Source organism: Paenibacillus aceris, from assembly GCF_017874035.1.
Classification (GTDB): Bacteria; Bacillota; Bacilli; order Paenibacillales; family NBRC-103111; genus Paenibacillus_E; species Paenibacillus_E aceris.
Genome location: NZ_JAGGKV010000004.1, coordinates 232,965 through 259,919, shown reverse-complemented (window position 1 = coordinate 259,919; position 26,955 = coordinate 232,965). Strand labels below are relative to the sequence as shown.

17 protein-coding genes are annotated in these 26,955 nt (G+C 48.2%); all 17 read left to right on the top strand.

Annotation, left to right across the window (positions count from 1 at the left end; translation table 11 throughout):
- Nucleotides 1–5: 5 nt before the first annotated feature.
- The 17 genes from lacZ to J2Z65_RS10090 all read left to right on the top strand — a co-directional run bounded on the left by lacZ (nt 6) and on the right by J2Z65_RS10090 (nt 26,955).
- Nucleotides 6–3,164 carry a beta-galactosidase, LacZ type gene (gene lacZ / locus J2Z65_RS10170; protein ID WP_205301065.1) on the top strand — a complete coding sequence of 1,053 codons (3,159 nt, stop codon included), beginning with the start codon at nt 6–8 and terminating at the stop codon, nt 3,162–3,164.
- Nucleotides 3,161–5,230 (top strand): beta-galactosidase, encoded by a 2,070-nt coding sequence (locus J2Z65_RS10165; RefSeq protein WP_167065140.1) that lies wholly within the window; start codon nt 3,161–3,163, stop codon nt 5,228–5,230. Before lacZ ends, J2Z65_RS10165 begins: the two co-directional genes overlap by 4 nt.
- The gene (locus J2Z65_RS10160) at nt 5,217–8,309 is read left to right on the top strand and encodes a glycosyl hydrolase (RefSeq protein ID WP_167065137.1); all 3,093 of its coding nucleotides are present in this window, start codon (nt 5,217–5,219) and stop codon (nt 8,307–8,309) included. The genes J2Z65_RS10165 and J2Z65_RS10160 overlap by 14 nt, the downstream gene beginning before the upstream one ends.
- Nucleotides 8,310–8,325: 16 nt before the next feature.
- Entirely contained in the window at nt 8,326–10,440 is a 2,115-nt protein-coding gene (locus tag J2Z65_RS10155; protein WP_167065134.1) for a YIP1 family protein, read from the top strand.
- Complete coding sequence (locus J2Z65_RS10150) at nt 10,437–12,710, top strand: DUF5696 domain-containing protein (RefSeq protein WP_167065131.1); 2,274 nt, start codon at nt 10,437–10,439, stop codon at nt 12,708–12,710. The genes J2Z65_RS10155 and J2Z65_RS10150 overlap by 4 nt, the downstream gene beginning before the upstream one ends.
- The gene (locus J2Z65_RS10145) at nt 12,707–13,567 is read left to right on the top strand and encodes an ABC transporter permease subunit (RefSeq protein WP_167065127.1); all 861 of its coding nucleotides are present in this window, start codon (nt 12,707–12,709) and stop codon (nt 13,565–13,567) included. Before J2Z65_RS10150 ends, J2Z65_RS10145 begins: the two co-directional genes overlap by 4 nt.
- A gap of 66 nt (nt 13,568–13,633) precedes the next feature.
- Entirely contained in the window at nt 13,634–14,551 is a 918-nt protein-coding gene (locus tag J2Z65_RS10140; protein ID WP_420850868.1) for a carbohydrate ABC transporter permease, read from the top strand.
- 39 nt (nt 14,552–14,590) lie between these two features.
- Entirely contained in the window at nt 14,591–15,292 is a 702-nt protein-coding gene (locus J2Z65_RS10135) for a hypothetical protein (RefSeq protein ID WP_167065121.1), read from the top strand.
- 33 nt (nt 15,293–15,325) lie between these two features.
- On the top strand, nt 15,326–16,066 hold the full coding sequence (locus tag J2Z65_RS10130) for a hypothetical protein (protein ID WP_167065118.1): 741 nt from the start codon (nt 15,326–15,328) through the stop codon (nt 16,064–16,066).
- Between the two features lie 32 nt (nt 16,067–16,098).
- Entirely contained in the window at nt 16,099–16,785 is a 687-nt protein-coding gene (locus J2Z65_RS10125; RefSeq protein ID WP_167065115.1) for a hypothetical protein, read from the top strand.
- Between the two features lie 157 nt (nt 16,786–16,942).
- Nucleotides 16,943–18,253, top strand: a complete 1,311-nt coding sequence (locus J2Z65_RS10120; RefSeq protein ID WP_167065112.1) for an ABC transporter substrate-binding protein — start codon at nt 16,943–16,945, stop codon at nt 18,251–18,253.
- A 79-nt stretch (nt 18,254–18,332) separates the two neighbouring features.
- Complete coding sequence (locus J2Z65_RS10115) at nt 18,333–19,358, top strand: hypothetical protein (protein ID WP_167065109.1); 1,026 nt, start codon at nt 18,333–18,335, stop codon at nt 19,356–19,358.
- A gap of 44 nt (nt 19,359–19,402) precedes the next feature.
- Complete coding sequence (locus J2Z65_RS10110; RefSeq protein ID WP_167065106.1) at nt 19,403–20,767, top strand: ABC transporter substrate-binding protein; 1,365 nt, start codon at nt 19,403–19,405, stop codon at nt 20,765–20,767.
- A gap of 56 nt (nt 20,768–20,823) precedes the next feature.
- Entirely contained in the window at nt 20,824–22,218 is a 1,395-nt protein-coding gene (locus tag J2Z65_RS10105) for an S-layer homology domain-containing protein (protein WP_167065103.1), read from the top strand.
- Nucleotides 22,219–22,306: 88 nt separating this feature from the next.
- Nucleotides 22,307–23,011, top strand: coding sequence for an ABC transporter ATP-binding protein (locus J2Z65_RS10100; RefSeq protein ID WP_167065100.1), 705 nt, complete (start codon nt 22,307–22,309; stop codon nt 23,009–23,011).
- Nucleotides 23,001–24,029 carry an efflux RND transporter periplasmic adaptor subunit gene (locus tag J2Z65_RS10095; protein ID WP_167065096.1) on the top strand — a complete coding sequence of 343 codons (1,029 nt, stop codon included), beginning with the start codon at nt 23,001–23,003 and terminating at the stop codon, nt 24,027–24,029. Before J2Z65_RS10100 ends, J2Z65_RS10095 begins: the two co-directional genes overlap by 11 nt.
- Before the next feature lie 13 nt (nt 24,030–24,042).
- A complete protein-coding gene (locus tag J2Z65_RS10090) occupies nt 24,043–26,955 on the top strand; it encodes an ABC transporter permease (protein ID WP_167065093.1) in 2,913 nt (970 codons plus the stop codon).

The window sequence follows — 26,955 nt, the reverse complement described above, 5'->3', positions numbered from 1 at the left end:
TTTTAATGAGAGAGAAAGAAATGCCGGATTGGGAGAATCTAGAGGTGCTTGGGCGCAACTTGGAACCTTCCAGTACCGGTTACATACCATACGCAGATGCAGAAATGGCGCTTACCTGCGAGCGGGCGCTATCGCCTTACTTTCAATCGCTTAATGGGAATTGGAGATTTCTGTACGCATCGCATCCATCAGAAGCGCCAGATCGCTTCTACGATCCTTCCTATAAGACCGATGATTGGTCGACGTTGCCTGTTCCAGGTAATTGGCAGATGAATGGATACGGACGCCCGCATTATTCCAGCAGCTATTATCCGTTTCCAATTGATCCGCCTCATGTGCCAAACGATAATCCGACCGGCTTTTATCGCAGAAACTTTCATCTATCTGAAGCTTGGGATGAGCGGCAAGTATTTGTTGTGTTTGAGGGTGTTGATTCTGCTTTCCACGTATGGGTGAACGGCGAATTCGCAGGGTATGGGCAGGGCAGCCATCTGCATAGTGAATTTCGGATTACTTCATTGCTGAAAGCAGGCGAAAATACAATAGCCGTGCAGGTGTATCAATGGAGCGACGGTAGCTATTTGGAGGATCAGGACAAATGGCGGCTAAGCGGCATTTTCAGAGACGTATATTTGAAAGCGACTCCTGACGTGCATATCCATGATGTTTCCGTACAGACCAGGTTTTGCGAAAATTTGCATGACGCCGATCTTGACCTCCGAATAGCGCTTAAGTGCTTTTCAAAACGTGCGTCTTACAACCATAACTTAAGCATTTCGCTTTTGGACGAAAAACGTCAACAGATTTATAGCGGAAAAGCCGATGCTTCTATGCAAACTAGTGACAAAATGATCGCCATGCGCATACCAGTCAAGGCTCCACGCAAATGGTCGGCAGAGGAGCCGTACCTATACGCGCTAATTTTAACGCTGGAGGATGAAACGGGGGCCTCGCTGGAATCTGTAAGCGTTTCCGTCGGGTTTCGCGATATCGCCATTCTAAACGGGCGGCTTCTTATCAACGGTACACCCGTTACGCTCAAAGGCGTAAACCGGAATGAGTTTCACTCTGATCTCGGTTTTGCAATACCTTTGGAAGCAATGTTGGAAGATATCCGCCTGATGAAGCAGCACAATATGAATGCCGTGCGCACATCCCATTATCCGAATGATACGCGCTGGCTTGATCTTTGCGACCGCTATGGTCTTTATGTGATCGATGAAGCGGATCTTGAAACTCACGGCTGTCATTTTATTGGCAATGAAAGTCATTTGGCCGAGGATGACCGATGGAAGGAAGCGTTCATCGACCGTGCCCGTCGAATGGTGGAGAGGGATAAAAATCATGCCTCGGTCATCATCTGGTCCCTTGGGAATGAATCAGGGTATGGAGCTAACCATGACGCGATGGCGGAATGGGTGCGTGAAGCCGATCCGACACGTCCGATTCATTACGAACGCGCTAAAGATGCCAAAATCGTAGACATTGTGAGCTGTATGTACCCTTCTCTGGAAGCACTTGTTGCAGAAGGGGGAAAAACGGACGATCCAAGACCTTTCCTTATGTGTGAGTTCGCTCATGCCATGGGGAATGCATCAGGCAATTTGCAGGAATACTGGGACGCTGTTTATAAATATCCCCGACTGCTTGGCGGCATGGTCTGGGAATGGGCGGATCTTGCTGTTCGGCAGCAAACGGAGGATGGCGAAGACTGGTATGCGTACGGCGGAGATTTTGGCGATAAACCAAACAGCGGGCATTTTTGCCTGGATGGAATGGTCTTTCCGGATCGTACGATCAAATCATCGCTGATCGAGTTTAAAAAAGTGATCGAGCCCGTGAAGATAAGTGCGGTCAATATCCAATCAGGCATCGTAAGCATTGAGAATCGCTACGACTTCTTGTCATTGGATCATCTCGAAGGCTCATGGCAGCTGCTGCATGATGGAGAAATAGTGGAGCAGGGGGAAATGCCAAGAACAGATGTGCCAGCGGGAACAGAGGCAACGATTAGCTTACCCTATAGCAAGGCATACGAACAGTTGAAGGGCGAATGTTGGGTCCGAATCCGATTTACTTTGAGGCAGGAGACAAGATGGGCGCTGCGAGGACATGAAGTGGCCTGGGCGGATTTGCCGCTACCCGCTGCATCGTTGAAAGTTGCATCGCAAATAAGTTTGAAGTCAATGAATGATTTGCGCTATACCGAAAAGAATGCGCATGTGCAAGTATACGGGAACGATTTTACTATGGTATGGGACAAAAACTGCGGAACCTTGACCGCATTTGAATATAACGGAACTCCGCTTCTTCAGTCCGGTCCACAAGTCAATGTTTGGCGCGCGCCCATTGATAACGATGCCCGTCAAGCGAAAGAGTGGAGAAAAATGGGCTACGATGCGCTGCAGCATCGTGTGAATGAGTTTTCGATTCTTCCGCATGGAAACCAGGCTGTGCAAATTACAGTGAAATCGACGCTTGGCGCAGCGGGATTAGGCGTATGTATGGAAACCTGGACAGCCTACACGGTTTACGGGTCAGGGGACGTCTTCATGACGGTCCGCACGATTCCGCGGTCAGGACTTCCTCCGCTGCCTCGACTAGGCTTTCAGATGGTCATGCCTGGCGCCTTCGATCGATTAACGTGGTTTGGGCTTGGCCCGCACGAATGTTATATCGACCGGAAGAAAAGCGGACGGCTTGGCGTGTACCAAGGAACGGTGCAAGAGCAATACGTTCCTTATATTAAGCCGCAAGAACATGGCAATAAAGCGGATGCACGGTGGGCTGCCGTAACCAACGCTTTGGGGACTGGCTTGTTTATCGGCGGCATGCCCTTATTCGATGTAAGTGCAAGTCACTATGCCACTGCAAATGTAGCGAGCTCGAAACATACAACCGACTTAGTCCGGTTAAATGAAACGGTCGTGAACATGGATTATCAGCAAGCTCCGATCGGCAATCACAGCTGCGGGGAAGCTCCTCCTTTAGAGCAGTATCTGCTTCATCCGAAGGATACAACGTTTCGTTTGCGGCTAAAGCCGTTTTCTGCAAGAGATGTATCACCCATGCAGCTTAGCAAACGATGGCCTGAGCAAGTTCCATTCGAAGCTGTTAACAGCGTAGCAGCCAACCCACCAACCATGCAGGGGGCGATAAGATGATCAGCCGAAAATTTCCGAAAATTATGTATGGCGGCGATTATAACCCAGAGCAGTTCCCGAAGGAAATATGGGACGAGGATATGAGGCTGTTTCAGCTTGCCGGCATCGATATTGCTACGGTCAATGTGTTTTCATGGGCGCTCAACCAGCCGGATGAGGAGACATACCGGTTTGAATGGCTGGACGAGGTCATGAACAAGCTGCACGAAAATGGCATGTATGCCTGTTTGGGAACAGGGACGGCCGCGCATCCAGCTTGGATGGCAAGGAAATACCCGGACATTTTAACTGTAACCACCGATGGGAAAAAAAGAAAATTTGGCAGAAGACATAACTCCTGCCCGAATAGTCCTACTTTCCGTCATTATGCCGAAAATTTGGTCAAAAGACTGGCGGAGCGGTACAAGGGCCATCCTGCCCTGCTGCTGTGGCATGTGAACAATGAAATCGGGATCCGCTGCTATTGCGATAACTGTGAGAACGCATTTCGGGAATGGCTGAAAGATCGTTACGAAACGCTGGATCGGCTGAACGAGGCCTGGTATACGCGGTTCTGGGGACATACCTTCTATGATTGGGAGGACATCGTCCTTCCCAGCGCATTAAGCGAAGGGCTTTCAGGCGGGAATTCCGACCAAACTGCTTTTCAGGGGATAACGCTGGATTTTTACCGTTTTAATTCTGACAGCTGGCTGGCATGCTACCTGTTGGAATACAACGCGATAAAGTCGGTCATCCCAGATGCGGTGGTAACGACGAATTTCCAAGGAAACGGTACCTATAAACCGCTTGATTATTTCAAATGGGCGCCTTATCTGGACATCGTCGCACTTGATATATATCCGGAAAACCATACGCCCGAAAGCTACATGGCCCTTCGTTACGATCTCATGCGGGGCTTGAAAGACGGCGCTCCCTTTATGCTGATGGAGCAAACGCCGAGCGTGCTCAACTGGAAGACGGTCAATCCGACCAAGCGACCAAGCGTCATGCGGCTTCGAAGCTACCAAGCAGTGGCTCGGGGGGCGGAATCGGTGATGTTTTTCCAACTGCGCCGCTCGCTCGGTGCTTACGAAAAGTTTCATGGAGCTGTCATCGATCATGCTGGGCATGAGCATACGCGCGTGTTCCGGGAATGTACAGAGCTAGGCCAGGAACTGCAGCAATTGGGAAATCACTTGCTGGATGCACGGGCGAAGAGCAAGGTTGCTATATTGTTTGACTGGGATAACTGGTGGGCTGTCGAGCTGGGAGGCGGACCTTCTGCGCATTTGAAATATCTCGATCAAATCCAGAACTATTATGACGCATTTTATGATAATCACATCCAGGTCGATTTCATCCAGGTCGAGACAGATTTAGATCAATATGAGCTCGTGGTAGCCCCTCTATTGTATATGGTGAAACCTGGCTATGCGGAGAAGCTGGGGCAATATGTCAAGAACGGAGGAACCTTCCTCACTACGTTCTACAGCGGTATCGCAAACGAAAATGATTTGGTCACTGCGGGCGGTTATCCGGGCGAATTGCGCAGGTTGTTGGGCATCTGGGTGGAGGAATTGGATGCTTTGCATCCCGAACACAAAAACTCGCTGGTGATGAAGAAGGAATTTGGCGAACTTCGAGGCTCCTATGATTGCGGGTTGCTGTGCGAGGTGGTTCATCTGGAGGGGGCGGAATCATTCGCGAGCTTCGGCAGCGATTACTATGAAGGTTCTCCGGCCTTAACTCGTAATCGTTTTGGCCAAGGTGAGGCCTGGTATGCGGCAACGAATCCGAGTCGGTCTTTTATGCGGCAATGGATAAAATCTTTATGCGGCAGCAAAGGGATTTCTTCACTGCTTGAAGCGCCGCATGGCGTCGAAGTGGTCCAGCGTGAAAAAGCGGATCTGCAGTTCACTTTTGTCTTGAATCATAGCGAACAATTGCAAAAGATACAGATCGGGACGCATGAGCAGAAGGAGCTTCTTAGCGGCTTGAGCGTTAGCGGAGATTTGGAACTTCCCCCAAAAAGCGTCATGATCCTCGAGGGGCAAAAGGAGGCGGGGCTGCGTGGTAGCGTCTGAGCGGTTGCGCCATCATTTTGAAGATCCGCCTGCCGAATATCGGTCCCTGCCATTCTGGGCTTGGAATGATGAATTGGAAGAGGAAGAGCTGAATCGGCAAGTTAAACAAATGCAGGAACAAGGGATGGGCGGTTTTTTCATTCATTCGCGGGATGGACTGGAAACCGTCTACATGGGCGAAGAATGGATGAGGTTGGTTCGCGGAACGGTGGAAACGGCCGAGGCACTCGGCATGCAGGCCTGGCTGTATGATGAAGATCGCTGGCCTTCAGGCTTTGCCGGAGGCTTAGTGCAAGCGCAAGGCGGTGACGCTTTCCGCGCCAAGGGGCTCACGCTGGAGGTGCTCCGTGATGGAACGGTTGATTCCATAGATGACGCCGTTGCTTTGTTCAGAGCTGTTACCCACGAGAGAAACTTGGTTCGCTGTGAGAGACTCAAAGACGGCGCCGACATAGCAGCAGGAAATGAGGATGAAGTGCTGCTCGTCTTTCGCGTCGAAATATCGGAACGGAGTGCCTGGTTCAACAATGAAGCGCCGCCGGATCAATTGAATCCTGAATCGGTGAAAGCATTCATTGACATCACCTACGAAGCTTACAAGCGGGAAGTGGGCAGGCATTTCGGCAAAACTGTTCGCGGCGTTTTTACCGATGAGCCGAGTATCCATGACCGCCATTGCAAGTTTACGGAGGGCCGCGGCTGGATTCCATGGAGCTGGTCGCTTCCCGCCTATTTTCAAGAGAAACGCGGATATGATTTGCTGGACCTCCTCCCGTATTTATATTTCAATGGGGAGCGCTCCGCAGAGGCGCGTCATGATTATTGGCGCACGATTTCGGAACGATTCAGCGAATCTTATTCCAAGCAAATCGGCGAGTGGTGCGGAAACCATGAGCTGGCTTTTACGGGCCATTTCCTCTGGGAAAATAATTTGGGCACAGCCACCCGGGTCTGCGGGGCGGTAATGCCCAATTACCGCTATCAGCACGTTCCGGGCATCGATATGTTGAACGAACAGACGAATGAGTATATAACCGTCAAGCAGTGTACCAGCGTTGCAAACCAATACGGGCGAAAGTTCGTGCTTACCGAAACCTACGGCTGCACGGGCTGGGGCTTCACATTTGAAGGGCAGAGATGGATCGGAGATTTCCAATACGTGCTGGGCGTCAATCTGCGGTCTCAACACTTGGCGCTTTACTCCATTAAGGGTTGCCGCAAGCGGGATTACCCGCCGGTCTTCAATTACAACACAAGCTGGTGGAAATACAATGCCGTCATGGAAAATTATTTTGCCAGACTGTCGTCGGTATTGACGGAAGGCCGCCCGGTTCGCGACGTTCTGGTGCTCCATCCAGCTTCCACGGCTTGGAGTATGGTAGGCACAGCACCTTATGGATTTCCCGCTCGCGGCAAAGATCCGGATGTCTCCGCGGCGAACCGTTACGGCCATGAATTTAACGCTTTTCTTGGCGAACTGCTCAGAGCGCACTACGATTTTGATCTAGGCGATGAAACCATCATGGCGGAGAGCGGCGTCATTCGAGGAGCTCAGCTTGCGGTGAATATGGCGGAATACCGGGTTGTCGTCATTCCGGAAATTCGGACGATGCTCAGCAGCACATTCCGACTGCTGAGGCAATTTCTGAACGCTGGGGGCAGAGCGGTAGCTGTCGGACCTCGCCCGTCGATGCTTGAGGGCAAGGCAACGAGCCTCCTGTCGGAGCTCTATGATCATAAGCATATGATCGTTGTCCAAGACGCCGCAGGGGCGGTTGCTGCTTTGGAGAACATGCTGCCCCGCCGGGTCAGCATTAAGGGGGCAGAGGAAGAGGAATGCTCCGATTTCCTATATATGTTAAGGGATTTAGGGGATAGCATGGCTCTCTTCACCGTCAATAACGACCGCGAACGCAGTCATCGCGTAAGCCTTGCCATCGCCTCGGACGGCGGCTCCGGCCATATGGAAGAATGGCAGGCGCTGACAGGCGAGGTGAAGGCGGTAGCGACTAGCTTCGAATACGGATACATCAGTTTTGAAGATGTATTCGGGCCTGCGGATTCCAAGCTGTACATTTGGCATAAAAAAGGACGTATAGCTAAAACAGAATCGGGTCATGTGGCGAATGAGAAGGCGTCGGTACAGGAGCTCGGTCCAATATGCAAGTTCACCAGGTCGATGCCCAACGTGCTGACACTGGACATCTGCACTTACCGTATCGAGGATGGCGGATGGTCGGAAGAGATGGAAGTTTGGCAGGCTCAAAGAGCCGTTCGTGAAGCTAGGGGTATGAGACAGATATACGGGAATGGTATTGAGCAAAGGTATAAATGGACTCACGAGCCCCATCCGGAGGACGGAAAGCCGGTCGATTTCAAATTTACCTTTCAAGTTTCGTCCGTGCCGCAAGAAGCTGTGTATCTGGTCGTGGAGTCCGCGGAATATTATGCGATCAGGCTAAACGGCGAACCGGTTGCGAATCGGCCGGACGGTTGGTTTCTGGACAGGTCGTTTGACCGAGTGCTTTTATCCGGCTTAAAAGCTGGAAGGAACGAGTTGACTTTATCGTGCAACTACCTCAATCGCATGGAAGTGGAAGATATATATCTGATCGGCCAATTTGGCGTCGATTCTGTTAGAAGCATAACGGTCGAACCGGAGAATTTGATGTTCGGAGATTGGTGTGAGCAAGGATATCCGAACTACTGCGGCAGCATGATTTACCACTTTGACGTCCAGGTGGGAAATAAGGCGGGTAGCCGGTTCGTCTTGGAGCTTGGCGATTACTCGGCAGTCACCGCTGAGGTGAGGGTTAACGGCCAGACTGCAGGGCATGTGCCATGGCGGGCTGCGAACCGCCTGGATCTAACGGAGCGGCTGCATGAAGGCACGAATCGGATTGATATTGAAGTCATGGGAAGCCCTCGCAACATGCTGGGGCCATTTCATCAAGCGGCCGGCGAGACGGCGACAACCAGTTGGGCGTCCTTCCGCAAAGAAGGGCATCATTTTACCCCGGACTATCAGCTGCGCCCTTATGGCTTGTTTGGGCAAATTACATTATACACAGAGAGATGAAAACGGAGGTTTGAGCATGAAAATCCATAAGTGGGGGCTATTTATTACCTTCATCCTCTTATGCGCTGCATTATTGCCTTCATCCGCATATGCCTCGGTGAAATATTCAACGTATACCAAAGATAGCCGGGGTAATCTGATTTGGCTTCAGCCGGCGTACTTTCCGCTTGGTGTCATCGGGCAAAACCTGACGGCGTCAGATCCTAGCAACAGCAAGGTTCTGATTAGTTCACCGATGAAGAATCCGAAAGACATTTTTGTCGATGCGAAAGGTGAAGTTTATATCGCGGATACGGGCAACAATCGAATCGTGCATATGACGGAAACCGGGAAACTATTGCGATACATTACACTGCCGGATAACCCTTTTAATAAACCTGAAGGCGTATTCGTGACTAATGATGGCAGCATATACGTTGCTGATACAGGGAATAAAAGAGTGCTGAAGCTGGACCCCAGCGGCAAGATGGTACAGGAGTACAAACGGCCGGAATCCAGATACATCCCGGAAACGTTTGTTTTCGATCCGGCCAAAGTCATGGTCGATGAACGCGAATTTATGTATGTTGCGGTGCATGGCAGTTATGAGGGGCTTGTCATGATTGATCCGAAAGGCAAGTTTCAGGGCTTCTTCGGTGCAAATGGTACGGCGATCTCTCCTTTAGATGCATTAAAAAGAATGCTTTACACCAAAAAAATGTACGCCAATGAGGTCGCAAAAAGGCCCGAACCGATCAATAGCGTAGCAACGGACAAAAACGGCTATATATTTACGGTGACGGGCGGAACAGCTACGACGAATCAATTGAAAAAGTTAAATGTAAAAGGCGATAATTTACTGCGCAGCTCCTCGAAAGCATTCGGAGAAACGGCCCCATGGGACGTTCCTGCGGAAGGGGTCGTAACAGGTCCTCAATTGACCGATGTCGCCGTAGATCAAAGCGGCAATATGATCGTTGTGGATCAACAAAACAAATATATCAGTCATTATGACGCATCAGGCAATTTATTGTACTTCTGGGGCGGCGCATCGGCGGTCGGTTCTTCCCAAGTCGGTCTGTTAAAAAGCCCTGTAGCACTCGATGTAAATGCCAGGAACGAACTGTTTGTGCTGGACGATCAGGAAAATATTGTGCAAGTATTCCGTTTATCGGAGTTCGGGCAAAAGGTCGATCAAGCCAACCAGCTTACCTTAGCTGGCCGTTACGAAGATAGCGAACAACCATGGAAGGACGTGCTGCGTTTAAACGGTCAGTTCGCCCCGGCTTATCTCGGGCTCGCCAAGTCGGCCTTTAAAAAAGAACAGTATGAAGCAGCGAAAGATTTGTTCAAAGAAGCAGGAAACCAGCAAGGATACTCCGATTCCTTCTGGCAAATCAGGATGCTGTGGTTGCAGCAGAATTTCTCTTGGATTGCCAGCGTGCTGCTGTTCGGCGCCATTTTCTACATCGCGGCAGATAAATTGACAGCAAAGCGGGAATTCCGGACTAGATGGCGCAATCGGCCGAAGAGTCAAAACCGCTTTATCTCGAACATAAGACTTGCACTGCATATCTTAAAACATCCGATTGACGGGTTTTCTGCTATCCACTATGAGAACAAAGGCAGTTACCTGAGCGCAACCGTCGTGCTGCTTGGCGTGTATGCGTCCCTAATCATCAGCCAATTTGCGACCAGCTTTGCTTTTAATCCGAAAACATTTGTGGACATTTATTCGACGTTCACGCAATTTTTCATCGTCTGGATCGCTTGGATTATCGCCAACTACCTCGTTAGTTCGATTTACCGGGGAGAAGGGCGGTTCAAACACATCTTTATCGGCAGTGCCTATGCTCTCTTACCTTACATAGCTATTGGTATTCCCCTTGCCTTCGTGTCTAATGTGTTGACGATGTCCGAGTCATCCATCTACCATTTCGTGGGGAACGCGATGACGGTCTGGATCGGGCTGCTCATCTTCTGGAAAATCCAGAATGTCCATAATTACACGTTTGGCGAAACGATTATGAATGTTTTCCTCACACTCTGTACGATGCTTGTCATCGGTGTGCTGATTTTCATTATCATGGGACTTACCAGCGATCTTGGATCGTTACTTTATCAGATGTACCAGGAGGTGACTTTAAGATGATCCGGATGATCAAAACAAATAAAACAGCCATCATTGTTACCATCCTGATCTTGGCGGCCGTTGCCATCTTCCTGACCCGTGTCAAGATTGAATTTAAAGGCGAGGACCATCGTGTTACGCAGGCTGTGCAGCAAAATACGGCATCCGAAGCTGCGAGTGTCCCAGCTAAGCTGCCAGTGGATTCAGATTTTAAAGAAGTTGCGGATTCTGGGACACTGAAACTGAAAATGGATGAAAAGACCGGGCATTTTATTGTTGAAGACAAAAGAAACGGGAATGTATACCGTTCTTATCCAGACCCGCAATATTGGCCAAAAGAGAAAATTTCCGAAACCTGGAAAAAGCATTTGGCTTCTCCACTCATGGTTCAATATGTGGATTTCTCTAAAAATATTTTGCAGGCAAAGGAAACGAACCTGGCAGCAGAAGGCGGTCGGGTAAAAGATGTTCAAACGATTCCCGGCGGTTTTAAACTTACCTATGAATTGCCGGCTACTGGCTTTACGATTCCGGTTCAGGTAACTGTCGATCAGGACTACGTAGAGACGAAAATCTTAAAAGAAGGCGTAAAAGAAACCAAGATGGGTCTTGTATGGGTCAGGCTGTTTCCTTTCTTAGGAGCCGAATATACAGACGGACAGGACGGATATCTATTTATACCGGATGGTGCCGGAGCCCTGGTGAGATTTAAAAGCAATGATCTGAACGTCAACAAAATGTATGACGAATTAACATACGGGCAAGATATCGCATTTCCAGGGATGAACAACAATCGAAATAAAATTATGATGCCGGTCTTCGGTATGAAATCAGGAACGAAGAGCTTTCTGGCTGTCGTACACGATGGTGATGAGTTTGCCGACATTGTTGCAGCTCCCGCAGGAGTCTTAAGCAACTACAACTGGATCGGAGCGCAAATGAATTATCGTTCAAGCTTCTTGCAATTTACAACGAGAAATACGAACGTGCCTGATTCATGGGGGTATGTCGACTACGATCGGGATCATGTTTTTGGGAGCGATCGTTCTGTTCGTTATTATATGCTGGACGATAAGAAATCGGATTATGTCGGAATGGCAGAGGCGTACCGCCAATATTTAATGAAGGAAAAAGGGGCCAAACCCGTTACTGTCAAAGATCCGAATATTCCTTTGTATACGAATATCGTCGGAGCCGACCGGGAAAAAGGCGTGGTCAGCGACCGGTATCTCAACTTGACCACGACGAGCGAAGGCATGCAAATCGTCAATTCCCTGCATGACAAAGGGATCAAAAATATGTCGCTTACCTTCACGGGCTGGCAGAAAGGCGGTTACAGCTCCTTCGGTCAAACATTCCCTGTCGATTCCCGTATTGGCGGCGACTCGGGCATGAAGGCATTCATCGAACATGCGCACGGGCTCGGTTATCCGGTGTATTTGGAAGCGGAGTATTCCCTTAACAATACAAAGGGCGGCGGCTTCGATGAGAAATTTAATGCCATGGTCAACTTAGCTGGCCGGACGCTGATGCAAAGTCCACTGTTCAATCGGGAGCGGACGCCTGTCGTCAGCGATAAATTCATTGAACAGATGGTGGAAAACGATTTGCCGAAATATAAAGCAATGGGTGTGGACGGACTTGCCGTCGGATTGCTTGGTCAGAGGCTGTTCAACGATTACAACACGGAGTACGGATCGTCCAGAGACGAGGCGCGTAATATCCAGGAGCGTATTTTGCAAAAGATTAAGGATACACTTGGCGGGGTACAGGGGGAGAAATCGAATGTATACGCGCTGCCGCATATCAATTACATCCAGGGCATGGTCTACGACAATTCCTACGATTTGTTTTCGGACGAATCCGTTCCATTCGCTCAGATTGCTACACATGGACTAGTTTCGTACTCATCGGAGTATGTCAATAACCGTCAGGAAGATGTGAACGATTTCTTGCGGGATATCGAATACGGCGCCGCCCCATCGTTCGTCTTCACGAAGGCGGAAACGAAGAAATACGTTAACTCCTATGGCTTGCGTTACTATAACACGTATTATCCGGATTGGGAGAATTTCGCCTCCGATCAGTATAAACGATATAACGAGGCACTCGGAGATGTACAGGATCAGTTTATTACCGGTCACAGGAAGCTGGCCGAAGGCGTAAAAGAAACAACGTATGCAAACGGAAAAAGGATTATCGTGAATTACAATTTGACGGAATACCGGAACGGAGATTTGGTCGTGCCGGAACATAACTTTATTGTCATTCGAGGAGGGGGAGGAGAGTGAATCGTAAAGCGAGACTGAAGTCATCCCTGATCGAATATTTGGAAGGAACGCTGTTTATTGCCCCATGGTTCATCGGATTTATCTTCTTTATGGCGTTCCCGATCGGTTATTCCTTATTTATGAGCTTTCAGGATGTTACGATAACCGCAACGAAGACAACGACCCGCTATATCGGATGGACGCATTACAAGTACATTCTGTTTGAAAATGGAAGCATTTTGTACAACCAACTGCTGCCTTTTCTGCGGCAAGCGCTTTTTATGATTCCGATTATTGTCATTTTCGCCTTGTTAATCGCGATTATTTTGAATCAGAAATTTCCCGGCCGCACGTTTTTTCGCGCCATCTTCTTTCTACCTGTTATTTTGGCGACAGGAGAGGTTGTTAAGGAGTTTCTGACGCAAGGCGAAGGCGATCTTGGCTTTATGTCTAAATTCAACATTTCCGGCCTCATTCAGGCCAACCTATCGGCAACGTGGTCCGACCCGCTGATCTCCATTCTTAACTCGTTTGTGCTCATTTTATGGTACTCAGGCGTTCAAATTATGATCTTCCTCGGCGGTAGACAGACGATCTCGAATTCCGCTTATGAGGCAGCGCGCATTGATGGAGCAGGTCCTTGGGAAACGTTTTGGAAAATTACGCTTCCTGCCATGACGCCGTTCATTTTCCTCAATATGATCTACACGGTCGTCGACCTGTTCACTTTTCCGACCAACCCGATTCTCTCGAAAGTAAGGGAAAGCGAATATGGCCAATATAGTGCTTTGTTTTGGATCTACTTTATGATCATCGCCTTTTTCCTGGCGATCCTATTCATAATCTTCAGCAGGGTGACAAAGTCACATCGTGCGTAATCATCTAACGATTGGAGGGATGAAGCTATGTTTCGTATCAAATTGAAAGAAGAGCAGACCGCTAACATGCTGCACCTGCTCAGCAAAGTCCGGTATGCGATTATCGGGAGAGAAGCAGATAAAGGTCTGCTGTTCAAGCTGTTCATCTACCTGATCCTGCTGGATACGGCTTACATTTATTTGAAGCCGATTCTGCATATGATGGCGACCATGGTCAAAAACGCAGACGATCTGCTGGATCCTGCCGTTAACTGGTTCCCAAGGACGATCTACCTCGGCAACCTGCAAGAGGCTTGGTCGTGGATGAAATATCCGAAAGCCCTTGGCATCTCGCTTGGGTTATCGCTTTCAGTCGCTATTTTGCAAACTCTGTCCTGCGCGGTAACCGGTTATGCATTTGCAAGGCTGAAAATTCCGTTCAAGAGGGTTCTGTTCTTTTTTCTAATGCTAACTTTTATTGTGCCTATGCAGGTCACTATCCTGCCCAATATTATTTATGCCAGACAGCTTGGCCTTCTGAATACGATTTATCCGATTATTGTCCCGGCCTTTTTCGGTCTCGGCTTAAAAGGAGCCTTATTCGTCATCATTTACCGCCAATTCTTCTCCACACAACCGAAGGAGCTGGAGGAAGCTGCCCGTATCGACGGAGCTGGCGTGTTTAAAATCTTTTACAAGGTGATGATGCCGCTTGCCAAGCCAGCAATCCTTGTCGTGTTTTTATTTTCCTTTATTTGGACGTGGAACGACTTCTATTTGCCCAGCATGTACTTATCTGACATTGAAACGGCTCCCTTATCGCTCGGGATAGAGAAAATTGCATCAGCGCTGCGTCAGCAGGCGGAGGCGTATGGCCCGTCAGTAACGGACGAAGCAATCCGGATGTCCACAACGTTCTTAATGATTATTCCGCCTCTGCTCTTATACACTTTCACGCAGCGGTGGTTTGTAGAAGGTGTGGAACGAACAGGTTTGGTGGAGTAGAAGCTTGTTACTATCTGATTGGAACGGAGGCTAAAGGAAATGAAACGTCTTCTCGCACTATGTTTAATCGGCGTTACCCTTGTACTCATCGCGGCGTGTTCGAACTCGTCGCAGAGTGCAAGCGCGCCGGCAGGTCCTATCAAAATGCTCTATCTCAAACGTGGGGAAGGGACTAACGATCCCTATGTCATCTCACATTTTGAGAAGCTCGGCTATACCGTCATTGATATGGCGGATAACGTATTCAAGGCCGAAAGTGTGAAGGGTTATGGGGTGGTTTATGTCAGTCCGACTGTCAATTCCTCCAGAATCGATGCGCAACTTAAAAGCTCGACCGTGCCGGTCGTGTATGCCAAGCCACAGGTGGCAAGCATTTCCCAGCTGACAGGACTGCTGGATTACAATGAGCTCAGCGCGGCGAAAACAGTTCAAATTAAAGACGCCAAGCACCCGCTGGCAGCTGGACTCAAAGATCAAGTTGCGGTTTATAAAAATGAAGGGAAAATCGGATACGCCTTACCGGGCAAAGAGGCTATTACGGTAGTGACAGCGCCTGGGGATGATAAGAAAGCGGTTGTTTTTGCCTATGAGAAGGGTGCGAAAAACATCAGTAACGAGCCGGTGCCTGCACGGCAGGTGTTCTTCTATTTATCTGCAGGGGAAGAAATGAACCAAACCGCTGAAGGCTTCAAGCTTTTGGATGCAGCTATCCAGTGGGCAGCTCAGAACGGGCAAAAATAATCAATGATGAATCCGACAGGGAGGAATTCGGTTATGAAAAAGTTAGGTGCCGCCTTAATCGCTTGTATGGTATTCACGCTTTCCGCTTGCAGCTCGGTCACGAATCATCCGGTATCCGTATCCAACCAACCTTCATCGACGAATACAGCCAAATCGCAGAGCAACGGGAAAAGCGTGCTCTTTATCGGCCAAGAAGGCGGGGGAGACGGCATTGTCATCAAGCGCTTCAAAGAAAAGCACGGGCTGAACGTTACTGTGGTATCCGACAAAGAAGTGACCACTGAGAAAGCAAACGGTTTCTCTCTCATTTTTGTCAGCGAATCTGTCAATTCCGGGAAAATCAAGGACAAATTTGTGGACATTCCCGTGCCTGTCATCTACGACGAGCCGCAAATTTCCGGTGATACGGGCATGACCGACGTCGATATGAACGGCAAGCTTGAAGGCAGCAACGCGGCAAAGACGATTCAAATCCGAAACAGTCAGCATGCGTTGGCAGCCGGTTTGCAAAACAATGTGGATGTCTACAAAGATAACGGGAAAATGAGTTATGCGACACCAGGCAAAGAAGCGATCGTTGTGGCTACCGTGCCAAATGATGAAATGAAAGCGACTGTTTTTGCCTATGAGAAAGGTGCGACGAATGTAAAAGGGAAGACGGTTGCTGCGCGTGAAGTTTTCTTCTATTTGATGACCGGGGAAGAAATTAATCAAACCGACGATGGCTGGAAGCTGTTTGATGCAGCTGTTCGCTGGGCGCAAGAGAGTAAATAATTTCTGCTCTTGAGAAGGAGGTAGGAGATTTTATGAAGCGGCTTTTAGCCTGGTTGTTCATCGTAGCCGTTATTGTAACGAGCGCAGCTTGTTCAACGCCGACGCAAAAAGATGCCGGGACTGCGAAGAAAGCACTTTACGTCGGTACGGACAGCGCGAACGACCGAATTGTCATGAAGCATTTGAAGGAGTTAGGCTACGAAGTTACCCTGCTGTCTGACAAAGAACTTACGCCAGAGCAGGCCCAAAATTACGGATTTGTTTTTGTCAGTTCGTTTGCAGGTTCCCATCGCGTCGCGGACAAATTATTGGGGTCCACTGCGCCCGTCATCTATGCGAATGGCAAAATTTTGGGTCAGGTCGGTTTAGCAAGCAAAGATGATTCGGATTACGGCGAATACACCGGTCGAGCGATTGCTATCAAGGATAGCAAACATGAGCTCGCAGCCGGACTGCCCGGCAGTGTGGATATCTATAAGGATGAAGCCAAGATTAGTTATGTTGTGCCGCAAGGGGGCGTCATTGTTGCTTCAGCGCCGGATAATGACAAACGTGCGGTGATTTGTGCTTTCGAAAAGGGCGATGCGAATATGAGCGGTCAGCCTTTGCCTGCCAGGCGGATGTTCTTTAATCTAACCGGAGGGGAAGAAATCAACCGCACTGACAATGGCTGGAAGCTGTTTGATGCAGCCGTTGCGTGGTCGGTAGGTAAAAAATGAAGACGAACCCTGCAAGCAGACAAAAATTGCATCCAAGGGAAAGATGCAATAAACAACCTATAATGATGGAGAACCCCCCTAATGTAAACGTAATCATTAAGTAATAAAGTTAAAGTATACAAAATTTGATATTTTGATTGGGAGGTTCACAGAGAAAATGAAAAAATTTCTCAAAGCATCGTTAATGATCACCTCGGCATTTGTCATAATGACAGGTTGTACGTCAGAGCCTGCGAGCACTGACAAGCAGCCCGTTGCCTCAGAAAGCAAATCACCGGATAACGAAATATTCATTTATACGGTGTATCCTGCCTTTTACGCAAAAGAAGACATTTGGGAGAAGCAGGTTGGGCAATACCTCAAGAAGAAATTTCCTGATCTCACTTTCAAACACGTACAGTGGGATAATCCTGGCCGGCAGTATAAGGATCTGATTGCAGCCGGAACGGTTCCTGACATTATCATAGATAATGCGCGGATGAATCTGCAGCGTAATATTTTGAAAAATGATTTGCAGTACGACATGACCGATCTCATCAAAAAGTATAATTTCGACACCAGTACATTAAATCCTGCGGCTATGGCGCAGATGAAGAATGTGACGCCGGAAGGGAAAATTTATGGTTTGCCTTTCCAATTGAGCGATTTCGTCCTTTTCTACAACAAAGATATTTTTGATAAATTCGGTGTCGATTATCCGAAAGACGGCATGACCTACGATGAAGTTTATGAATTGGCTAAAAAGCTGACCCGTGTAGAAGGTGAAAAAACGTACAAGGGCTACCAGCAGCATCCTGGTTTGTACATGACTTACAATCAGCTCTCGCTTTCACCGCTTAGCTTAACAGAAGACAAGGCTGAGATGAACACGCCGGGCTGGAAGAAGGAAGTTGACAACTTAAGACGCTTCTACGAAATTCCGGCCAACCAATTTACATCCGTCGATGACTTTCCAAAAGGGAACATGGCGATGAGTGTCCACGTTACGGAAAAGATCGTTCAGTGGTACGAGCAAAATAAAAACTTGAATTTTGATATTGCAGCTATGCCATCCTTTGCTGATGCTCCAGGAGTCAAAGCTCAACCGAATTTGTACTCTGCATACATCTCCAAACAGTCGACGAAGAAAGATCAAGCGTTCCAAGTGATCCAGTACCTGCTATCCGAGGAAATGCAAATCAATTTCGCCAAGGAAGGTATTATCGGACCGCTGCAAACGCCTAAAGTACAAGAAGCGTTCGGGAAAAACTTACCGCAAATGCAAGGCAAGCACACGCAAGCCATATTCTATGGCAAAAACGCCATGCCACCGGCTGCTCGCGCTTCAGGCTTAACTTACATCGACGTACCTGTGCACGGCGTGTTCCAGCCACTGATCTTCGGAGAATCCAAAGACTCTGTAACCGCACTGCGCATGATTGAAGAATCTTCAACGAAAGCGATTCAAACCGAGAAAGCCGCAAAGTAACCGCAGCAATCGGCCCCTCCGACTCCGATAGACATCTGGAGGGGCACTTCATCCCAATATGAAAAGGGGGGAACGCATAATGAAGCGTTTTCTTATGGTGCTGATCATGGTGTTCATGACCATTGCTATCAGTGCCTGCGCATCATCCAAGCAAGCTGCCGACCCGAATGTTTCGATCACACCGGCGCCGACTGTGACGCCAGCTGCGACAACAGCCGCAACGGCGGATGTTTCCAAAGTTTCAGCGTCTCCGGCACCTACGGCTACAGCAACAGCAACAACAGCAGCAACCGCGACGGCAACCGCAACGGCGGAAGCGACGAATACGGCGAGTCCTGCACCGGCAAGTTCGTCCAAGGCTCCGGCTGCGACGGCCTCGGATACTCCCAAGGCAAGCGAACAGCCAGCTTCGCCGCAGGCTGCAGCGCCAGCACCATCTGCTAGTACACCAGAGCCTGCCCAGCAAGCGGAAGTTTCACCGAAAGGAAAGAAAGTGCTCCTCGTTGGAAGAGATTCGGAACCGCTTCCTGCTGAAGATGTTGCGATTGCTGCCCGCTTGAAGGGAATGGGATTCAGCGTAACGCATCTGAGCGACCGTGAGTTAACGGCCGATGCGACGAAAGGTTACGACCTGATCTACGTTAGCCAAACGACCAATTCGAAATTTCTCAAAACAGGCGCAATGAAGGAAGTTGCCATTCCAACCGTCTATGTGAAAAGTCACGGCATGTTCTACCTCGGCTTATCCTCCCAAGAGGAAGGAACGACAGTGAAGAAGCTGAAATCGGTCGAAATCGTCGACAGCAAGCATAAGATTGCTGGCGGTTTATCGGGGACTGTGGATGTTTACACGGAAACCGGCGATAACTTCGGCGTCAGTTATGGTCTCCCAGGCAAGGAAGCGAAAGTAATTGCTACAGTTCCCGGCGATCACGCCAAGGCTGCTGTCTATTACTACGATAAAGGCGCGAAAGGCGATAACGGTTATGAAGTGAAAGCGCGATTATCATACTACTATTGGAGTAATGGCATGCAGGATACATCTACGGATGCTGGATGGAAGCTCTGGGATAACATTGTCTTGTGGACGTTGCAAAATGGTTAAGGTGAGCTGTTAACTCTTAGTCGACGAAGGAGGGAGTTATTTTAATGAAAAGTTTAAAAGTAAGCTTCGCTCTGGCTCTTACACTTGCACTAGCGGCAGGATGTACAAACGAAGCTGCTCCAAGCTCTAAACCGGGCGGTACGGATGAAAAGAATTCACCTCAAGCGCAATCGTCACCGGATAACGAATTGTTTATTTATACCGTGTGGCCGGCTTATTACGTCAAAGAAGATATTTTCCAGAAGCAAATAGGCGATTTTATTAAAAAGAAATTTCCGAATGTCACGATTAAGCATGTTCACTGGGATAACCCAGGCAGGCAGTACAAGGACTTGATTGCAGCCGGTACGATCCCTGACATCATTATGGATGACACCAGAATGAACGTTCAAAGATATTTGATTGATAACGACCTTCAATATGATATTAGCGATTTGATCAAAAAGTATAACTTTGATACGAGTAAATTGAATCCGGCCTTCATGGCGCAAGTGAAAAATTTAACCCCGGATGGAAAAATATACGGGCTGCCGTTTTATAACAACGATTTTGCGTTATTTTACAACAAAGATATTTTCGATAAATTTGGCGTGGATTATCCGAAAGACGGCATGACGTATGATGAGATTTATGAGTTAGCCAAAAAGTTGACACGCGTTGAAGGCGACATCACGTATAAAGGCTTTTCGCAAAATCCAGGTCATTATTTAAATTACAATCAATTGTCCTTATCTCCGTTAAGCAAAACCGAGGATAAGGGGGATATGAGCGACCCGGGTTGGAAAAAGCTTGTAGATAATATGAGAAGATTCTACGATATTCCAGCCAATCAATTCGATACCGTGGAAACGTTCGCTTCAAAGCCGAATATCGCCATGGCTGTCGCAACGGTAAGCGATCATCTGGTCAAGTTCTATGAGGAAAACAAAAACCTGAACTTTGACATTGCTTCTGTTCCTTCTTTAAGTGATGCTCCAAATACGAAATATCAGCCTAATGTATATTCGATGTATATTACGAAGCAATCGAAGAAAAAAGATCTTGCCTTCCAGGTCATGGATGCCCTGCTCTCCGAAGAGCACCAGATCGAGCTTGCCAAAGAAGGCGTTATTGGTTCGCTTCAAACGGATGCGGTCAAAGCGGCTTTCGGGAAAAACTTGCCTCAAATGCAGGGCAAACATGTGGAATCGATTTTTTACAGCAAAAATGCGATGCCTCCCGCTGCTCGTAATCAAGGCTTAGTTTGGTACGATGTTCCTGTCCAAGGCGTATTCCAGCCGCTAATTTTTAAAGAATCCAAGGACTCGGTTACAGCGCTGCGCATGGTGCAGGAGGCGGCCACGAAGTCGATTGATACGGTGAAGGCGGCTAAAACTGAAATTGACAAGGCAGCAACCTCGAACAAGTAATAACCAATTTTGCAAAAAAACAATCCTTACAAATCATATTTAGGAAGGTGATTCACGTGAAAAAATTTGTATTCTCGCTACTATCGATCCTCCTCTTGTTCGCAACGATCCTGCCGCTTGCCTCGGCAGCGGAGGCGGAAACGACAACAGCCGCAGTCAAGAGCGTCGACGATTTCAAAGACTTAAAGAATTTGCCGCAAGACGAAAAGGATAAGTTCGATGCTCTCATTCAAGACGGCGTTTTTAATGGGCTGTCAGAGGACTCGTTCGGAGTGAATGCCCGGATGAACCGTGCTCAATTTGCAAAAGTTGCTGCCATTATTTTCAACTTGGAAACTGATGCATCGTTGACAACTTCTTCCTTCACGGATGTTAGATCCGATGACGCCGCCAACTCTTACGCGCTTCCTTATATTGAAGCTTTGAAGACGGCAGGTTTAACAAACGGGTACGATGCTGAAGGTAAAACTTACAGGCCGGCAGGTGATGTGTCCCGTCAAGAACTGGCAGCATTCCTTATTCGCGGACTAGGCTTGGATGCTGAAGCTCAAGCGGCTACACCAGTTGACGATTCTTCCGTTGATGATTGGGCGAAAGGTTATGTCGCATTGGCGCTTGAGAAAAACTTGCTGACGAATCTGTCCGGTGGCAAATTCGACGGGAAAGCATCGGCTACACGCAAGATGCTGGCTCTTGCCAGCTATGCGGCGAAGCAAATTCTTGCCGGCGGCGCTCCTGAAGAACCGGCAACTGAGCCTAATCCTGGCAATGAGACTGGCAATGAGCCTGCAGCGCCTGGCGGAGAAATTTCTGCGGAAGGCAAAAAGCTTCTCTTCGTTACACGTCAAAGTTCACAAATGACACAGCTTAAAGAGACTCCGGATGATGAGAAAATTATTAATCGTTTAAAAGATCTCGGTTTCAAAGTTACTTGGGTCAATTGTGATAAATTAACGGTTGAAAAAACGGAAGGCTATGATTTGGTATTTGTCAGCAACACGTTGAACTCCAAATATCTTCGTTCCGGTTTATTGAAGGATGTTGCCATACCGACTGTTTACTTGAAAAATCATGGCATGTACTATCTCGGACTTTCATCGCAAGAGGAAAACACAAACGAATATAATATCACCTCTACTTCGATTAACTTGCCTAAAGAAAAGGCGGCGGCTGGACTCTCAGGAGATGTGGACCTTCTATTAACAACTGATAATAAAACGGCTATCGCTTACGGACTTCCGGGTAAGGAAGCAAAAGTGATTGCTACGATCCCTGGCAAACCGAAAGAGGCGACGATCTTCTACTATAATAAAGGATCGCATGCCGATAACGGTTATGAAGTGAAAGCTCGCCTTTCATTCTTCTCCTTTGCCGGTAATTATGATAATGCGACTGCCGATAGTTGGAAGCTTTTGGATGCCCTTGTTTTGTGGACACTGCAAAACGGCTAATAGCTTTGGAACAACAAGTCGAACTCCAGTTTTCGAACTGGAGTTCTTTTACTAACCGTAAAATGTCAAAACAGGAGCGTGAGCAGCTATGATTGCGCAGCAACAACCGAGTTCCCCGCCCCTTATTCAGGCGGAAGGTGTTACAAGAATATTTGGACGCGGCTCCTCTGCTGTTCATGCTTTGCGAGGGGCAAGTTTTAGCATACCAGCCAAACGGCTCATTGCGCTGAGAGGAAGATCGGGTTCCGGGAAAACGACCTTAATTAACATTTTGGGGGCTCTGGACAAACCGACGGAGGGGCACGTGTTTTTCAACGGGAATGAAATCAGCTCATTTTCAGAGAAGAAACGCAACGCGCTCAGGCGCAAGGAGATGGGGCTTATTTTTCAATCCTTCGGCCTCGTTCCTCTGATGACGGCCTATGAGAATGTCGAATTCGGCTTGCGAATTGCCGGCGTAAAGTCTGTGCATTTTAAAAATTATGCGGAAAACGCGCTTGACTATGTAGGTCTGAAGGCAAGAATGAAGCACAGACCGTTTGAGATGTCGGGGGGAGAGCAGCAGCGGGTGGCCATTGCGCGAGCGATTGCGCATAAGCCGGCTTTAATTCTCGCTGATGAACCAACAGCCGAGCTGGACAGCAAAATGGGGGCGCAAGTGATGCGAGTGTTCAAGGATCTCGTGCAGAACGAGGGAATGACGATCATTCTTACGACGCATGATCCTGCCATTATGAGCTTTGCCGATCATGTTTACGCATTGGAGGATGGCCAAATTGTCGATGCGACTTAAGCGAGTCTTGCTGCCGGTGATCGGCACATGTTGTATGGCATGGATGTTAACGGGGTGCTCGCTGCTGCCGGTCGAGGAAGGAGAATTGAAACCGCCGCTTGTCGAGCCCGCCAAGGAGACATTGAGTCTATACGCCGTGAAACGCAGCAATATCGCACAGCAAATTACAGGCGTTGCAACATTTGCTTCGGACAAAATGGATTATTTGTTCTATTCGGAGTCTGGCGCACGATTAAGACAAATTAACGTGAAATTGGGCGATCAAGTAAAAGTCGGTGATGTGCTGGCAACGACGGAAACTTCTGATTTGGATATGAAAATTAAGCTTCAGCAAATTTCCATCGAGAAGCTTAAAATATCGATGCAGCAAGCGATGTCTGAGAAGGATGCCGATGATCCCGATATCCGACTAAAACTGCTTGATATGGAAGGCGCTCAACTCCAATTGAAATCTCTGCAGGATCAGCTTCAGAACTCAAGGCTCACATCGACGATTAATGGGATTGTTACGTTTATCGATACCATCCAGCCCGGCGACCAAGTAGCTGCCTATAAACAAGTCATTACGCTTTCGGATCCGAGACAGATGAAGCTGGTTTACACGGCAGCCAGCCAGAACGATTTGGGCGGGGTTGAAGTGGGCATGGATGTAACCGTCAAATTGAAGGATAAGACGATAGCCGGGAAAGTCGTTCAAACACCTCTTTCCGCACCGCCAAATAGCAATAAAGCGATTCAGGACAAAAACGCCAAGGCTCTTTACATTCAAATCGCGGATTTGCCTGAGGGTGTGACGATAGGCAGCCAAGCCGACATCACGATTGTGACCCAGAAACGGGATCAAGTGATCGTTATTCCAAGAGCGGGTTTGCGCAACTACATGGGTCGCGATTACGTGCAGGTGCTGGACGGCGAGAGCCGCAAAGAGGTGGATGTAGAGAAAGGGATTGTAGCAGCAACGGAAGTGGAAATACGAAAGGGCTTAAGCGAAGGACAGCAGATCATTCTGAACAATTAAGGAGGCTAAGACATTGGCGTTATTTATCATGATCTTGCGCAAAATGATCAATAATAAATGGCTTGAGCTTAGCCTGTTGTTCGGACTCGTGCTATCCGTCGCTTTGGCGAGCAGCATGCCGATTTATACGAGCGCCATTTTACAGAGAATGTTGATCCAAGAAATGCAGCAGCTGCAGTTGGGCAGCAATCAATACCCTGGAATTTACTGGATTTCGGCTGCTTTGTCTGAGCAAGACAAACAGCAAAAGCCTGCCAACATCGCGGAAACCGAACAATTCCTGAAGGAAAAAGAGAGACGTTTTGGCATTCCCGTACAAAATTTCGTCAGCGAAAGAGCGACTCAGCGCTACAATCTAGTTCCTGCGGAGCCAGACAAAATCGATATCAATATCCAAAGATCGGCGGATATTTCTGCCATTGACGGTATGGAAAGCCATATTCGGTTAGTGGATGGACGACTTCCTGCGAAAGAATCGGTGGGAGGCGTGTATGAAGCGCTTGTTGCGCCAGAGGCGCTGACCGAGCTGGGGATGGTACTCAATACCGTGTTTATCATCAAGGATGCCAGTTTGCCGCAGCCAATCTCAATTAAGCCTGTTGGCGTCTTCGATCGTAAGGACTACACCGATATCTACTGGTACAACAATACGAGCAGCTACAAGAACAGTTTTCTTATTGATTTTAATTTGTTCGAAAAAGAGTTCACCGTGGGCGGGAAGCTGAATGTCCAATCCAGCTATTGGTACTTTGCACTCGATTATAAGTTGTTGACGCTGGCATCTGCCGACGAATTTCTATATAACGATCAAGCGATCAATACGTTTATGGATGCTCATTACGACTCTCATAATAAGAACGCTCCAGCGTTACAAACGCTTAGTAATTATTACGTAAAAGAAACAAATTTACGGAAGATGCTATGGTCGCTCAATGTACCGGTCATGCTGATGCTCGCTTTTTACTTATTTATGGTGGCTAACTTGATCACGGAACGTCAGAAAACGGAAATCGCCGTGCTGCGAAGCAGAGGGGCGAGCCGGCTGCAAATCGTTTTTAGTTATGCGGCCGAAGGCCTTGTACTTGGTGCCATCGCGTTTACGGTCGGGCCCTATCTCGGTGCCAAGCTCACCGAATTATTAGGAGCCTCAAGCGGATTTCTTGAATTTGTGCAGCGTGCAAAGCTGGAAACCAAGCTTAGCGAAGATGCTTTCCTTTACGCATTGACGGCCATTGCCGCCTCGCTTGTGATGACATTGATACCTGTTATCCTCGCTACGAGAGTCACGATTGTCGGCCATAAGCAGCAGTCGGCAAGAATGCAGAAGCAATCTTTTTGGCATAAGTTTTTTCTCGATATCGCGATCATCGGCATTTCGCTGTATGGGTTACAAAATTATAAAACGAGAGTAAAGGACATTCTTTCACTCGGATTAAAGTCTGCTGATTTAAGAGTTGATCCGCTTTTATTCCTCATTCCGGCCATGTTTATTTTAGGACTCGGCTTGCTTGTGCTTCGGCTGTACCCCTTGTTTATGAAGCTATTGTATAAAGTAGGCAAAAGATGGTGGCCTCCAACCGTGTATACCACTTTAATACAGGTGAGCCGCTCGATTATTCAGTATCAGTTTATTATGGTATTTCTCATTATTACGATCGCGACAGGGCTATTCAGCGCTAGCGCAACTCGCACGATCAATCAGAATACGACGGATAAAATCCGTTATTCCGCAGGTGCTGATATCGTCATGAAAATCCACTGGGAGAATGATGCGCCGCCAGCTATCTTGTTCGGTGCTGAGGGTTCTGAAGATGACAGCGCGGCTTCGGAAGACGTCTCCGATACGACAGTGAGCCCGCCGCAAAAGGTTCAATATAGTGAACCGAGTTTCTTGCCGTTTACGCAATTTCCAGGTGTCGATCATGCGGCAAAGGTATTTATCCGAAAGGATGCCTCCTTTAATAAAGGCAAGACCTCGGCCCAGGTTGAGCTGATGGGCATCGATACGAAGGATTTCGGCGAGACGGCTTGGCTGCGGGACAAATTGCTTGATCATCATATTTACGATTATTTAAACCTCATCGCCAAAAATCCATCAGCTATTCTAATTTCCAGATCCATAGCGGAAGAATATGGCGTGAAAGTTGGGGATACCATTACGGCTGGCTGGCAAAATGTAGAGCCGGCTTCATTTACCGTGTTCGGAATCATTGATTATTGGCCGTCCTGGAACCCTAATCCGGGAGCAGGAGATACCGTGTCGGTTACGACAAAGTCAGGAACTACGACAAAAGTGAAGAAGCCGATGTTGATCGTTGGCCACTTGGCCTACATCCAGAACAATCTCGCGATCGAACCTTATGAAGTATGGATGAAGCTTACGCCGGAGTCGAGCAGTAATAGCGTATATCAAGCCGTCAGCACTCATGGCTACGAAATTGAATCCGTCACCGATGCGAAACAGGAACAGATTAAGGCGATCAAGGATCCCTTCCAATTGGCGATTAATGGCGTGATGACCTTAGGGTTTATCATCTCGGTAGTCGTTTGCTTTTTTGGATTTTTACTGTATTGGGTGCTGTCATTATCCGCACGAACGCTGCAATACGGTATTTTTCGGGCGATGGGCGTATCTGTTGGGCAATTGATTGTCATGTTGGTTGGCGAACAGGTGATGGTATCGGGCGCAGCGATCCTTATCGGGATTATGACGGGGAATTTAGCCAGCCATTTGTTCGTGCCTTTATTCGAACTTTCCTTCGACCCTTCAACGCAAGTACCGCCGTTTCAAGTCACCTTCGACAGGCGCGACACAGAGCGGCTGTATGGAATCGTAACCGTCATGATCACAATTGGACTTGCGGTTCTGGGACATATCGTTTCGCGAATCCGGATTCATCAGGCCGTTAAGCTTGGGGAGGATTAG